Raw genomic sequence first — 14,312 nt, 5'->3', positions numbered from 1 at the left:
TATTATGGCTCTGGTTGAAAAACTAACCCACGGTAGAGGCTAGCACCTTAGTGGGAGTCATTATGTCTAGGCATCATATTTAATTAAAAATGTTGAGAGAGTCTTACTATATGGCAGTAACTAAAGGGCACGGTAATCCACACTGGACTAGAGATGAAACTATTTTAGCTTTGGAGTTATATTTAAATTCTTTAGATAAAACTCCGTCGGGAAATGACTCTAGAGTTCAAGACCTATCTACTTTGTTACGGTCTTTTCCATTTCACGATAATTTCGCCAAAAATAACACATTTAGAAACCCTGATGGGGTAGCGTTTAAGTTACAGAATCTTAGGGCTGTCGCTACTGGGAAGGGGTTAAATAATACTTCTAAAACAGACAAAGCTGTTTGGAAAGAGCTAGGTCACGACACTATTTTAGTTAAAAAATTAGCTACAGACATCAAAAATGGCTTAGAAATAATTTCCGAAGCACCAGCTTTATATAAGAGTAACTCTGAACATGATGAGGGAAGCGTAACATATCGTATTCACGCTAAGCGTGAACGCAGTGTCGCACTACGAAATAAGTTCCTCAAAAAATGTAAAAAAAATGGCGAACTTTCGTGTGAGCTATGTGTTACACAAGTCGAGTATATTCACCCCGATTACCGAGAATCTACTTTTGAAGTTCATCATTTAAATCCTTTAAATAATACAGGTAAAACAAAGAATAGCTTCAAGGACCTTGCTTTATTATGTGCTACTTGCCATCGTGCGATCCATAAGGTTATCAGAGATCGCACCGAACCAACTTCGTTAGAAGATGCAAAGTTACTACTAGGTATAAATGCCATACAAGGCATTTAAACGAAACTAAAACAGTTGGTTTGGTTCCGCTTCGCTACACATTTTAACCCACTATTTTATTCCGCTTAGTGCGGCGTTATAACTCTAAGGGTAGATATGAGTAATCTGAAAGCAACAAAAATAGCAAGGCTTCAAAAGTTAATTGCTAAAGGTAAATGGCACTTTGTAATTGTATATGGTGTTTTAGGGTGGGGAATATCAACGGCATTATTAGTTACGCTGATTCAAACATATATTTCTTCCTCATCATTTATAGATCAAATATCGACAGCGTTAGTTATCTACCCTGTTTCGGGTTTGGCTTTTGGTTTTGTTTTGTGGATGATGGCTAATAATCAATATAATAAACTTGTATCGGGTTCAAACGAGTTATAATAAGTTGCTTAAACGCAACTAAAACAGTGGGTTACGTTTCGCTACATTTTAACCCGCTTAATGCGGCGCTGGTATTTTAAAACGAAGTCTAAGCTAAAAAAGGCAAAGTGATGTCGAATGAAACATCTAAATTTGAGCTATTGAAAAGACTTAGGGCAGCTGGGTTAGCTTTTCCTGCTTTTGTTGCAATTTTTTTGGGATACTCTCATTGGATTCCATTACCAGAGTTTGAAAGTCTAGAAAAGTTCACTGGTAATGTTCTACACATTGAACATATCAATAACCAGAAAAAAAATTGTTATTCACTATCTGTGATGAGATCTAGCAAAAGTGACAGGTATACAACTTGCTTAGGAAAAAATGAAATCACTAGTGGTTTAACAAAAAAATTATTAGTTGGGGATCAAGTTACTATATGGATGCATAAGAATTTTGATTTTAGTATCAATTTTTATCAAATAGAAAAAAATGGACTAAAGGTTGTGTCATACAAAGATATTGTAAATTTAAGGAAAGGTAATGTTAATTTTGAAACTCAAGATTTTATTTTCTTCGCTCTTTGTATTTTAACTTCCCTAATTAGCCACCTGATCTTGAAATATAAAAAGGCATTTAAAGGCAGCTAAAACAGCGGGTCATGTTTCGTTTTGCTACACATTATAACCCTTGGGAGTGTTGTTAATGTCGGATATTAAATTCATGCTTCAAGCACTTGAAATATCAAAGAAAGCATTACCCAAATGTATTCCTAACCCTCCGGTTGGGTGTGTTTTAGTAAAAGATGGTAGGGTTATTTCAGAAGGGTTTACGCAGTCAATTGGCGGTAACCACGCTGAATTGGAAGCTATAAAAAATTATTCTGGTTTGTTAGATAATGTTACGGCTTATGTAACTCTTGAACCATGTTCTTTTGAAGGAAGAACCCCATCATGTGCGAAGATGATTGCAGATACAAATATCAATAAAGTCATTGTGGCAACGCTAGATCCAGACCGTAGGAACAACGGGAAAGGGATTGAAATTCTAAGAGATAATGGTTTACAAGTTGAGGTGGGTATTGGTGCTAAAGAAGTTAATGAATTTATAAACCTGTATTTAGGTCACTCGTAAACCGACTTATACAAGGCGTTGGTACTTTGGTCTAATATCTTGTTCTCAACATATTTAAAGGAAGTGATATATGTTAAAAAAACTACTAGGCTTAGCGCCAAAGTTAGAGTCGGACGGTTCATACTCTCCTTCTAAGGTTGCTTTGAAACTTGCAACTTCCGATAAGACTGATTACAAAAAAATCCCATATAACGCTATTGAAGGCTCAAAGCGGAAGATTTTGGTTTTAGCTACTGAGCAAAAGAATATGAAAATGCAAAATGGGAAGTTGTTCTCTACTGGCAACCAGCCAGTAGAAACCTTAGTCCCAATGTTACACCTCAAAGAGGCGGGCTATGAGTTTGATATTTCGACCCCGAATGGCAAGCCTGCTGTAATAGAAATGTGGGCGTTCCCTAAACAAGACGAGCATGTTAATAACATTTATACGCAGTACAAAGACCGTTTTGAAAAGCCGATGAGTCTGAAGGCATTACTAGCAGACGGATTGAATGTTGAAGACTATGCCGCGGTGTTTATTCCCGGAGGCCATGGAGCAATGCTCGGACTGCCTGAAGATGATGTCGTAGGGGCTGTCTTGAATTGGGCACATGACAATGGTGTATTTATTATTTCAATTTGTCATGGTCCAGCTGCCTTTTTATCTACGCTTATCAAGGGTAATGACTTCTTATATCAGGGCTATAAAATGGCCGTGTTCCCTGATTCTGTCGATGCACAATCTCCACTTATTGGCTATCTTCCAGGTAAAATGCCGTGGGGGCTAAGTGAAAAACTGAAAGAGCTGGGCGTGAACTTAGCGAATAATAAGGCTGACAAAACAGTGTGTCGAGACCGTTTGCTAATTACAGGCGCAAGCCCATTAGCCGCTGATGCACTTGGCAAATTGGCCGCAGAGACGCTAATTTCAGCACGTATATAACAACAGGTTTAATCACAATAAAAACAGTTGGTTATCGATTCGTGATTATAACCAACCATTTTTGTTCGCTTATTACGGCGTTGAACAGCCAATTGTAAAGGGGTCGTATGTCCAATCTTAAATTAGTACCTGAGCTTTATTGTGCAGATATTGAGGTAACTAAAAAATTCTACGTTGAAGTATTTGGTTTTAAAATTAAATATGAAAGAGTGGAAGACCAATTTGCTTATTTTACGCTTGATGGTGTTGATATTATGGCTGAGGGTATCAATGGAATGGGGCGTCGCTGGTTAACGGATAAAATGGAAAAACCATTTGGTAGAGGGGTTAACTTTCAATGGGACGTGAATGAAATAGATGCTTTGTATGCTCGCGTAAAAGCAGCCGTGCCAGATTCCATTTACCTTGAAATGGAAACAAAAGAATATCAATGTGCTGATGAAGTTGCCGTCCAGAAACAATTTATTGTGCAAGATCCCGATGGTTATCTGTTCAGGTTCTGTTGTGATAATTAGGCACCTAATAAAACGTTCAACTGTACGAGTCTGAGCAGCAGGTAGTAATTTAGTATTTTTTAAACAGCAGGTGAACATGGATATAAAATCGAAAATGCACAGCCAAAAAGTCTACTGTTACGATGATGAAAATCTGGTTGCAGAACAAACTCAATGTCTGGAAAACCTATACGACTTTAACCACACGAGGCCGCGAGAAGAGGGCAAACGTCAAGAGCTCATGGGTAAAATTTTTGCTGAGGTTGGTGAGAACTGCTATATAGAGCCGCCGTTACAGGCGAATTGGGGTATCCATACTCACTTAGGTAATAATGTTTATGCAAACTTCAACCTGACCTTGGTTGATGATACTCACATATACATTGGTGATAACGTCATGCTAGGCCCTAATGTTACGTTAGCCACAGCAGGGCACCCGATAGACCCAGAGATTCGTCAGCAGGCGACGCAGTTTAATATTCCAATAACGATTGGAGCAAATGTTTGGATAGGCGCAAGTAGCGTGGTTTTGCCCGGTGTATGTATTGGTGAAAACAGTGTGATTGGTGCTGGCAGCATCGTGACGAAAGATATCCCCGCTAATGTTGTTGCGCTAGGAAACCCATGCCGAGTACTTAGGCCTATTAATGATCACGACAAAGCATTTTACTTTAAAAACCGTCGTTTTGAATAGTTCCAAGCAGAGCAACTAAGCAGCTACATTTTCCTTTACAAAAATCACCACAATAGTTAATTTATTAAAGCGTTACATCATCCAAAGGTTATCAATATGGCAAGATTAATTTTAGTTTGTGGTCCTACTGGGGTAGGTAAAACCACTTATTCATTATCACTCGCTAATGAACTCGCTGCGATTAAGTTTTCTATTGATCCGTGGATGCAAACGCTGTTTGCACAGGATATGGAAACACTCGATTTTACATGGATGATGGAAAGAGTTAACCGCTGCTCCGATCAAATTTGGCAGGTTAGCGAGCAAATTTTAGCGATTGATGGAAACGTCATATTAGATCTTGGTTTTACCACTAAAGCACAAAGAGATATCTTTACTGATCGCGCCAGAGAGTTAGGCATTACCCCTGAAGTACATTATTTGAATGCAGAAAAAAACATTAGAAAGCTGAGGGTCGATAAACGCAATGCAGAAAAAGATCCTACTGTTTACGCTTTTGAAGTGACAGATATGATGTTTGATTTTATGGAACCAAGGTTTGAGGTACCTGATAAAGCAGAATTAAAGAATGGGCTTAAAGTTAATACCTAATCAGCATTAAAAATTCGACCACGATAGCGCTTATGTCTATGACCCTCTCGGGTGTAAAGTAATAGAGGTACTCAGGCTAAATATGCTGATAGTTTTGCTGTGGAGTAAGATTATGGTGGCATTCTAGAAACAAAAAAAGCCACCTGCTAAGAAAGGTGGCTTTTAACTTAATTCCAATGATTAACTAACTTGTTTATTCAGCGATGACTAATGTTACGTTGTCGATATAATAAACAGATCCGCTATGTGGGAAAGCCACCACAAGATTAATATCACCTGTTAACGCTTTGGTTTCCGCTGCTAATGTAGCAGTGTTCTCGGCTAAGTCAGAGACCATTCCATCACCTAAATTGAACGTATAAGTCTGAAAATCTGTTGATGCAGTCTTATCCGCTTTTGCATTATCCATTGCGCCTAAATGTTCATTTGTTGAATCAGCAGCCCATGTTCCATCCCATGGAATCATTGTTATTGCAGTAGGTGTATCAGCGTGAGCATATAACTGTAATCTTTTGTTATCGATATCAGCATCGCCTTCCGCAGTATAAAATACATCAAAGGTAACTGCTGAATAATCAGCTAATGTTTTTCCTGTTGGAATAGTTACAGGTATTGTTACGCCGTCACCATATCCTGATGTCACAGTTGCTTTTAATGATTTTTTTGTCGAATCGGTTGGATCTGCAGCTAACGCCACCGAACCTTCGCCTACTAATGAAGCTGTAGTAGTATCACCTTCAAAATCCACAACAATAGAAACATCTGTATCAGGAGTAGTAGGTTCTTCATCAGGAGTAGTAGTTTCTTCATCAGACGCTGCTGCGACTAATTCAACGTCGTCGATATAATAAGTAGAAGCTGAGTGCGGGAAACCAACAATAAGATTAATATCACCTGCTAACGCTTTTGCTGCTGCGGCTAATGTACTACCACTGCCTTCTACTAAATCAGCCACATTACCATCGGTTAAATCGAAGGTATAAGTCTGGAAAGCGGTTGATGCCATTTTATCTGCTTTAGCATTGTCCATGACACCTAAATGGCCTTCTGTTGCATCTGCAGCCCAAGTACCATCATATTGAATAAGCGTTACTGAGTCGGCTAAATCGCCTGAAGAAGCGAGTATCTGGATTCTTTTGTTATCAATATCAGCATCGCCTTCGGCAGTATAATAAACCTTAAATGACATTTCGATATAATCAGCTAATGTTTTGCCTTCAGGAATGGTGATTGGCATTGCTACACCGGCAGCGTATCCTGCAGTAACAAATACTTTTAGTGCTTCGTTTTCAGCATCGAGTGGGCCTTGTTCTACCGTTGCTGAACCACCAGCGTCACCGACTAATGTATAACTGCCTGTATCGCCTTCAAAATCAAGGGTGATTTTAGCGCCTGGTACTTCTGGACCTGGCACTTCTGGACCTGGTATTTCTGGAGTAGGTACTTTATCATCTGGGTATTCGCCGCTAAGGCAGCCAGTTAATACTGCGGTTGTACCGAGAAGTAGTAGTGTTTTTTCAATGCTATTCATGATTAACCTCTTGTGATTGTTTAGTTACTTGCTGATTACTTGTTAGTTACTTTTAATTAACAATCGCTAGTATTGAATAATTTCCAACCGAAATAAGTATGAGATATGGTTTGTTTATTGTCTTTTTTTCCCATTGTGCTTGTTATGTGAAGCCGCACATACATTAGAAAATTTCAATAAAGCCAACTCTTTAGTTCTGATTTTTAAGGAATTAAATAAAATACACTGCCTCAAAGTAAGTTATGTTAAGGGAAAAAATAAACATCTTTTAATGTTGCTAAGGTGAAAGGGCATCCCGCGTATCCACGCGTTGCATGCACATACAGATATTTTTATTGCCTTATTTGAAATCACTTTGTGCCTGAGCATGGTGGGTAATCAGGTATATTTTTATCTACCTTTTTGTGCATTTTACTGGAGAACTAGCGCGCTATTGACTAGAGTCATACAAGCTTATTCACTATTTTAAATAATCATAAGAGATTCATATATCAAGAAATAGTGACTTATACGCCCCCACATAAGCTAGCAATATTATCAAGAAAGTGTTTTAACACTTGCTCAGAAGTGCTGCTTTACCCGTTGTAGGTCTGCTTTACTTTGATGATGACCTATTTACTTGTTGGGTTACGATAAGGAATTTTAAATGACAATGGTTAGTGCAAAAGAATTTTCAGGGTGGTTAATAGAACGCTTTGCAGACGAAAATAATGGTGTGACGTTAAATCGAAAAGATATTAATCACCTCACTGGAAGGCAGAGTTTCACATTAAGTTTTATTCATGATATTCATTATGAGTTGATGCAACATGGTATTGCATTTGTTACGGATACCAGCCGAGGAACCTTTTTCTTAATCCCTATTAGATCGGCGAAACCATGGCGTGAACGATTGGAGTTACAGTACGAAAAAGAGCTGTTTTGTAATATTTATCCGATAGAGAAAAGAGGTTAACCTCTTTTCATACTCGTATTAAGTGCTGAGGAAAATCACTTGGACTGTCATTAAATAATAGCGTGTTATTGGTTTGAACTGCGTTTTTTTTAATGTATGCCGCTTAACCTATACCAGCCAACTTCGTGTTTGTTAAAGTTATTTATAGTGTCCTTGACGGGACTCTGAAATATATTGTTGATATTTCCCGCTCTTTTTTAAGCGTTTTAAGCCTCGGTTAAACAATGTCATTAAATGTTGATTATCATCGACCTCTTTAGACAATATAAGGTGGTAGTTATCGTTTATTATGGGTTTAGGGTGGTGAGTGAATTGAGCAATATCTTGCTCCATTAAATTATCTTGAAGCCATTCATAGCCCGCATCTAAATCTTGTTGAAAAATATCAATGCGTTTAAGTAACAACATGCCATAACTTTGTTCATCAGTTGCTACACGATGAATGTTTATCTTACCCTGTGCTTCCAATTCTTCTAAAAGACTATATTTGTAACCTAAGGTTCCACCAATATTCAATCCGACTAAATCTTCTGGGTTTTGCCAGTCAAATGAAAAACTTTTTAAATGAAAAAAAACAGATTGCCCTGCCACAACGAGATCACTGTAATAGAAATACTGTTCACGCTCAGGGTTTTTAGTCCATACAATTGACCCATGATACTTTCCGACGAGTGCATCTTTATAAGCTCTTTTCCAAGGACGAAAAATGTATTCAACTTTAATACCTTCTAAGGCAAACGCTTCCGTTACGATGTGTGAAACAAAACCATAATGTTTTAAATCTTCAGAGAGATAAGGCGACCATTCTCCTGTTGTTAAGCGAATAGTTTGATTTGCCTTGACGGTTAAGGAGATGCTAAAGATAAACAATAGTAGTAAAAAAGACTTCATCATTTTGTGTGCTCCGATTTTTTGACGGATGCGATTACTTATCTTGAAAAATAAATAACAGAAACGTTAACCTTTAGATATTAGCGAATGACAGAATTTACGCCAATAAATTGAAGGGGTTAGTAATGAGTGACTGTTTTTGTTGGGTAATCGTTGCCTTTTTGTGATGCATGATTGCAATATACAACGTAAAAATACGAGTTCTGTATATGAATGTACCTGTTACATCCACTTATTGTTGATTGTGAGTTGTTGTATTGTAGGTGGGTAAGTTATAATTTTTACTTTTTTACTTTTTTACTTTTTTAAGGGGGCATCATGTTCAATAAACGCGGTTTTACACTGATTGAATTGGTCATTGTAATTGTTGTGCTAGGCATATTGGCCGCGGTCGCTGTTCCCAAGTTTTTCAATTTACGTGGAGATGCTGAAACTGCAATTGTAGAAGGCTTAAAAGGTGCATTATATGAGAGCGCCGGTTTAGTACATGCAAAGGCATCAATTGACAACTTAGATAAGGGAAACAATATACTTACAGTTAATGGCGGAGATATTTCTATTCGTGCAGGTTACCCGCGTGTTGCCAATAATTGTCCGAAATTTACAAGCCAGCTTCAATATTGGCTGACGCTTGATATAGATAGCAATATCTGTCAATCGGGGCGTGATGCTGAATGGTATGGGGTAGTACAAAGCAATGCCTTTCACTTTATGCCGGCTAATTATACCAGTACCGCAGAAAACTGTTATGTCACCTATACGACCGCATCTGAAAAGGTGGGTGGGGTTTGGATAGATAAGGATTCTGCTACCATTTTGATAGAGACTTTTGGCTGTGGTAAGTGATTGTTGGAATCATGTAATTGTTATTTATAATCACATGACTCCAAGAATGCTGTTGAGTTAAACAAATTAATAATCGCTAACTAGCACTTGCTAATGCTAGTTTAATCGCAAACCCAACAAATCCCACCCCCACACTGCCTGCAGAAATTGAACTCATTTTTTTACGTTTCCTAAAACCCGCTGCTAATCGTTGCCCTGCATAAACCAATAGTACTAAATAAGTAAAACTTAGCATTTGCAGGGTAAGTGCCAATATTAAAAACGGTACAGCGGGTTGGGGGTAACTTGGGTCAACAAATTGAGCAAAGAAGGACAGAAAAAATAGGATCGCTTTGGGATTTAATAGGCTTACTAATAACGATTTTTTAAAGGCTTTAGCTGCCGTTGTTTTGTTTTCTGTGATCGTGTTTTGTAAATCCTGATGATCGTCTTTTCGCCATGCCTTAATCGCACCTTTAATCAGGTTATAGCCGATATAGATAAGATAAGCCGCGCCCGCATATTTAATGATCATAAACACAGCAGGGTAAGTGATTAGTATAGAAACAGCCCCTAACGCGGTAGCTAACATCAATAGTGAGTCACCCACTAAAATGCCCACGAGTGCAGACCAACCCAGTCGAGCTCCTTGTTGGGCTGAAAGTGACAGTACATACAGGGAGTTAGGACCTGGCAATAACACAATCAGTAACGTGCCGATAAAATAGGTCACATAATTGAGCACACCTAGGTTGTGTAGATTTAAGACTTCCATTCTGACCTCTATTTCAATTAATCACTTCCTTGCCATCCATTTGCTCAACTTCATCAGCAATGTTTCGCTATACGTGATTAATTAAGCAAATAAATACCGTATACACCTGACTATAAAGGATATTAAAAGGCGATGCGAATAACATCACTGCTGACCGCTTTTGCATTACTGCTTGCTTAGACTAGTGTTAGCGTATTGCCCGCATTACACAATGTTGAACCCTTAATGCGGAGTACACTGTCAATTCAGCAATAATAAGATTGGAGAATCAAGATGTTATTTATGGTGACCAACAGACGGATCATAAAGGGTGAATTTGGTGATGAAGAAAAACCGAATAAAAAGTTTGATTACCAGTATGCCTATAACAATAAAAAACGCGGACAAGATAAGTTTGAAAAATATGGTAAAAAAGGTTTTCAAGTCGCACTGCTCAATGAGTTAAAAAGACTTAAAGAGGAAGACAAGGTTAGTACACCTAAAGTGGGCATCTATGTACATGGTTATAATAATGACTATCAAGATAGCATTGATGAAATTTATGATTTAGAGCAAAGCCTGTATAAGGTGTATGGTCATTATCCCGTTATTGTTGGTTTTTCATGGCCGTCATCGGGGAAAACACTTAACTATTTATCTGATAGAGAGGAAGTGCGAGACTCAATTGGTGCATTCACACGATTCCTTACTGATCTCAATACGTTGGCAACCAGCAATGAAAGAGACTGTTTCTCGACCACATTTTGTATCGCGCACTCTATGGGAAATTACCTGCTGAGAAAGGGCATGGAATACCTTTCTGATAACTTGGGTTCTCCTAGTGGCAGGATGCTTTTTGATGAAACCGTGTTATTGGCACCCGATCTTTGTTCCAAAGATATCGAGCTTGATGGTAAAGGCAAGTATATTTCAGATTTTTCTAGACGAGTACATGTGTATTATTCAAAGCATGATAGGGCACTCAAGGCATCCAGTATCAAACGCTTTGGTGGGAATCGATTAGGTCGACATGGTGCGAATGATTACAATAATTTACCGAGCAATGTGATTGCTGTAGATGCCAAACAATACGCAAATAAAACCGCTATTTCTGGTTATAAAGACCGCACTGGCGAACAAGTATCGGTACATAGCTCCCATCGATATCATAGCCATATTTTATCAGACATAATTCAAGTACTATCTAGTATTGATAGGGATGAAATAGAGGGTAGAGAGTCTGTAATGTCGGATGGCGTACCGATGTCTAACCATTATCGGTTGAAATAATGCTGCGTGTTTAGCGGTATAGTGATTAGAGGTTATCCAGCCAATCAATAGTGAAACAGAAAAATTTGTTACCTCTTACTGACATTATGAATATCCAGCGATTTATTGAATTCTCTTTGAATGATATCGATATGATAAGGGGGAAAGAAAGTGGTGATTTTGTCCGCCCTAAAAGGGGAGTATATCGTTCATGCGTAGTCAGGATTTGTTAAATTTGGATGAAGATTAATTTTTTTGTTGATTTTATTTTGCAACGTTTACAACATTCGGACCAGGAGAGGTTTTAATTTTAGCGAGTTGCTGGAAACATGACAGTAAACCATTGATCTAATTTTTCTGATTCAATCGTTTTTCCATTAATTTTTACTAATCCGAGCGCTTTCGCTTGTTGCCATGATAGGCGGTGATAGCCTAATGCATCTAGTACACCTGAATCCGTTATGAGTAATAAGTCATTTTCAGTAATACCCGTTTCGCGAGGTTCAATTGTAATTTGTGCTGCTAGGTCCACTTCGTTGTAATGTCCTTTAATGGCTTCAAAAATAGTAAAGGCTATTTTATTGTTGTAGGGCTGGTTAAGCGCATTAATAAAGGGGGAGGGGCGTCCTAATTGTTGCAGATCGATTGCTGCAAATGGATCGGTTTTTCTCATTTCGATCACATTTTCAAAGACTGCTAAAGAGCCTGGCTCGGTGATGAAATTGAACCCTGCCGTTTGATGTAAACCACAAGCGTAACCATACGTTGTCGCTATCGGGAGCGCTAATAATAAGTAGCTAAATTTCATAATAGGTTCCAAATTAGGTGTTGTTTTATTTTGCAAACAAGCTTAACAAACGTACGTCTTTGTAGACAAAGATTGAAAGACTAGGTTACTTGAGTGACATTAAAATAAGCGAAAATTAAGCATGATAATCAATGTTGATTATCATGCTTAATGGTTTTATCGTACGATTAGCATCAGATCTTTTGGTGCCATCGGTTTGTCGAAGTAACCCATAAATTGACCAAACTCTTGGATACTACCGTTGGCAAATATGAATTGACCTGACTGCATATTTTCAGCAATCACTTGTTGTGCTTGTGGACCAGCCATTAAAATTTGGTTAAGGACTGCACGTGTTGTGTTGATTTTCACGTCAGCATTGTTAACTGCTTGCTCGTGTAACTGAGCAATACCATTACGAATTTCAATTGCAAAGGATTCGTTGGTATCAGCAAAGTAGTAAGCCAATGTCATGTGAACATCTAAGGTATTCTCAGCAATCAGCGTAGAAGTCATCATATCCAAAATTTGTTTGCTTGGTAACGCAGTTAATACGTCAACGGATGCAAAACTTATTAAGTTAGAAAAATCACGCGTGCCTTCTAGTTCAGCCGCAGCATTCAACCCCCAGTTACGCCAGTTAATATTCACTTGTTGCGCTGCCCAAGTTTTATATGCATCAGCTTTAAGTTGACGTGCTTCCAGATCATCTTTGTTCATGGTGATTGGGTAAGATAGTATTTCTGCTGCAAAGGTAAAGTTTTCTGCTTCGATAGCCGCTTTTGCGGTAGTCATGATATTGTCGCGACCGCCCATGATTTCAACAAATGCTTTAGCACGTTGCTCATACGCCATTGGCTCTAACTGCCATGGATCCGCTTCAAAGAAGCCGTTATAACCAACATAAATTTGACGAACGGCATGTGCAACCGTACCGTAATGTTCACCTAACCAAGGGTGCTCTGCTAAGTGCTTAGGCAGTTTAACGACTTCTACTAATTCATCAGGTGTTAACCCTTTGTTCATGTAACGGATCGTTTGATCGTGCGTGTATTGAATCGCATCACGGTAAGCCGTTAATATATTCGCAACCGCCTCTTTGCCTTCAACAGGGCGGCCGTGAGAGTTAATCATTATCTCTGTATCGAATTCACGCATCACATCAATACCTTTGAACCACATTGCTGGATCACGGAATTTAGTACCACGAATGGTGTGTAGGTTAGGGAAGTTTTCACCTTGCAAGACCTCTGCTGCATGCAGAATTTTTTGCTCTGGCAGGTAAACAATAATTTCATCTTTCGTTTCAGAAGGAACATTAACGATCTGCATATGCACGCCTGAAATCGTAATGTCTAATGTTGCGTTTGCTTCAATAAGCGTATTAGGTTCGATGAACGAGATATCGCCTTGCATGAAGCGTGGACCTAAACCGTCATTGACTGTACCGTGTTCGCCTTCTTCTACGTGTTTAGCACCAGTATATGAAGTACGGTGACCAAACAGTGTACCAAGGTTTGACGACCAGTTAGCAACCGCAGCTGTAAGGCCCTCTTGTGCGATGATTTTAATTTCACCAGAAGCTACTTGCTCATCCGTTGCCCAAGCACGCACACCAGAGATGTGGTCGATGTGGTTGTGTGAGTAGATGATTGCTTTAACGGGTTTATCAGTGATTTGACGGAATTGTTCACGTACAGATTCAGCCATTTGTACTGATTCGCCTGGATCAACGATGATAATACCATCATCACCTTCAATCATAACCGGGGTATCAAGACCAAAACCGTAACCGAGGTATACGTTATCATCCACTTGGATAATGGCTTGATCCATTTTACGCCCATGCTTAGTCAGAGTTGGATGCACGTGATCAGACTCAGCGGTATAAGCCAGTGTTTGGCCTGTTTTAGATAAGACCTTAATACGTTCGCCTTTACCCCAAAATAGGTTTGATTCATGTTCAAATAATATGTCGTTTTTAAAACGTGCATCGAGGTTAATATTTTGATATTGCTGTGCTGAGCTTGTTTGCAGTTCTTGGCCTATTGCAGAAGTTGCTTCGATGACTGGAAAAGTTTTTACTTCTGTAACGGGTTGCTCAGAGCCACAGCCGGATGTAAAAATAGCCGTTGCGATAGTAACGGGCAGCGCTAGTTTTTTAAATCTAATGGTCATGATGTTTACCTTAATAGTTATTGTTTTTTTACAACGTTAATGTATTTATTAATGGTAATCATAAGTGTCAAATCAATGCAGAAAAACA

The 14,312-nt window shown here is 38.7% G+C and carries 16 protein-coding genes; 11 read left to right on the top strand and 5 right to left on the bottom strand.

Annotated features, from left to right (window positions below; all coding sequences use genetic code 11):
- Positions 1–110: 110 nt before the first annotated feature.
- The 8 genes from QQK09_RS16300 (at position 111) to QQK09_RS16265 (ending at position 5,034) form a co-directional block, all read left to right on the top strand.
- The gene (locus QQK09_RS16300; protein ID WP_284205225.1) at positions 111–848 is read left to right on the top strand and encodes an HNH endonuclease signature motif containing protein; all 738 of its coding nucleotides are present in this window, start codon (positions 111–113) and stop codon (positions 846–848) included.
- A gap of 96 nt (positions 849–944) precedes the next feature.
- Positions 945–1,223, top strand: coding sequence for a hypothetical protein (locus QQK09_RS16295; protein WP_284205224.1), 279 nt, complete (start codon positions 945–947; stop codon positions 1,221–1,223).
- Positions 1,224–1,333: 110 nt separating this feature from the next.
- Complete coding sequence (locus QQK09_RS16290) at positions 1,334–1,849, top strand: hypothetical protein (RefSeq protein ID WP_284205223.1); 516 nt, start codon at positions 1,334–1,336, stop codon at positions 1,847–1,849.
- A 55-nt stretch (positions 1,850–1,904) separates the two neighbouring features.
- Positions 1,905–2,333 carry a bifunctional diaminohydroxyphosphoribosylaminopyrimidine deaminase/5-amino-6-(5-phosphoribosylamino)uracil reductase RibD gene (locus QQK09_RS16285; protein WP_284205222.1) on the top strand — a complete coding sequence of 143 codons (429 nt, stop codon included), beginning with the start codon at positions 1,905–1,907 and terminating at the stop codon, positions 2,331–2,333.
- A 70-nt stretch (positions 2,334–2,403) separates the two neighbouring features.
- Positions 2,404–3,255 (top strand): glyoxalase III HchA, encoded by an 852-nt coding sequence (gene hchA, locus QQK09_RS16280; RefSeq protein ID WP_284205221.1) that lies wholly within the window; start codon positions 2,404–2,406, stop codon positions 3,253–3,255.
- Between the two features lie 107 nt (positions 3,256–3,362).
- A complete protein-coding gene (locus QQK09_RS16275) occupies positions 3,363–3,770 on the top strand; it encodes a bleomycin resistance protein (RefSeq protein ID WP_284205220.1) in 408 nt (135 codons plus the stop codon).
- Between the two features lie 76 nt (positions 3,771–3,846).
- The gene (locus QQK09_RS16270) at positions 3,847–4,443 is read left to right on the top strand and encodes a sugar O-acetyltransferase (RefSeq protein WP_284205219.1); all 597 of its coding nucleotides are present in this window, start codon (positions 3,847–3,849) and stop codon (positions 4,441–4,443) included.
- Between the two features lie 96 nt (positions 4,444–4,539).
- On the top strand, positions 4,540–5,034 hold the full coding sequence (locus QQK09_RS16265; protein ID WP_284205218.1) for a P-loop nucleotide/nucleoside kinase family protein: 495 nt from the start codon (positions 4,540–4,542) through the stop codon (positions 5,032–5,034).
- Between the two features lie 193 nt (positions 5,035–5,227).
- Here QQK09_RS16265 and QQK09_RS16260 read toward each other — a convergent pair whose 3' ends face one another.
- The gene (locus QQK09_RS16260) at positions 5,228–6,565 is read right to left on the bottom strand and encodes a hypothetical protein (protein WP_284205217.1); all 1,338 of its coding nucleotides are present in this window, start codon (positions 6,563–6,565) and stop codon (positions 5,228–5,230) included.
- A gap of 646 nt (positions 6,566–7,211) precedes the next feature.
- Here QQK09_RS16260 and QQK09_RS16255 point away from each other — a divergent pair.
- Positions 7,212–7,520 carry a hypothetical protein gene (locus QQK09_RS16255; protein ID WP_284205216.1) on the top strand — a complete coding sequence of 103 codons (309 nt, stop codon included), beginning with the start codon at positions 7,212–7,214 and terminating at the stop codon, positions 7,518–7,520.
- A 138-nt stretch (positions 7,521–7,658) separates the two neighbouring features.
- Here QQK09_RS16255 and QQK09_RS16250 read toward each other — a convergent pair whose 3' ends face one another.
- Complete coding sequence (locus QQK09_RS16250) at positions 7,659–8,414, bottom strand: substrate-binding periplasmic protein (protein ID WP_284205215.1); 756 nt, start codon at positions 8,412–8,414, stop codon at positions 7,659–7,661.
- Positions 8,415–8,729: 315 nt separating this feature from the next.
- Between QQK09_RS16250 and QQK09_RS16245 the strand changes: the two genes are divergently transcribed.
- The gene (locus QQK09_RS16245) at positions 8,730–9,257 is read left to right on the top strand and encodes a prepilin-type N-terminal cleavage/methylation domain-containing protein (protein WP_284205214.1); all 528 of its coding nucleotides are present in this window, start codon (positions 8,730–8,732) and stop codon (positions 9,255–9,257) included.
- Between the two features lie 76 nt (positions 9,258–9,333).
- On the opposite strand, the gene leuE is transcribed toward QQK09_RS16245, so the two are convergent.
- Positions 9,334–10,011 carry a leucine efflux protein LeuE gene (gene leuE / locus QQK09_RS16240; protein WP_284205213.1) on the bottom strand — a complete coding sequence of 226 codons (678 nt, stop codon included), beginning with the start codon at positions 10,009–10,011 and terminating at the stop codon, positions 9,334–9,336.
- Positions 10,012–10,284: 273 nt separating this feature from the next.
- On the opposite strand from leuE, the gene QQK09_RS16235 reads away from it, so the two are divergent.
- Positions 10,285–11,280 (top strand): alpha/beta hydrolase, encoded by a 996-nt coding sequence (locus QQK09_RS16235; protein ID WP_284205212.1) that lies wholly within the window; start codon positions 10,285–10,287, stop codon positions 11,278–11,280.
- A gap of 289 nt (positions 11,281–11,569) precedes the next feature.
- Here QQK09_RS16235 and QQK09_RS16230 read toward each other — a convergent pair whose 3' ends face one another.
- A complete protein-coding gene (locus QQK09_RS16230) occupies positions 11,570–12,067 on the bottom strand; it encodes a hypothetical protein (protein ID WP_284205211.1) in 498 nt (165 codons plus the stop codon).
- A gap of 156 nt (positions 12,068–12,223) precedes the next feature.
- Positions 12,224–14,224: an alkyl sulfatase dimerization domain-containing protein gene (locus QQK09_RS16225; RefSeq protein ID WP_284205210.1), complete on the bottom strand. Its 2,001-nt coding sequence runs from the start codon at positions 14,222–14,224 to the stop codon at positions 12,224–12,226.
- Positions 14,225–14,312: the final 88 nt, after the last annotated feature.

Source organism: Psychromonas marina (assembly GCF_030161115.1).
Classification (GTDB): domain Bacteria; phylum Pseudomonadota; class Gammaproteobacteria; order Enterobacterales; family Psychromonadaceae; genus Psychromonas; species Psychromonas marina.
Note: the sequence above shows the minus strand (reverse complement) of the source record. Positions and strands in the feature narration are given on the sequence as shown.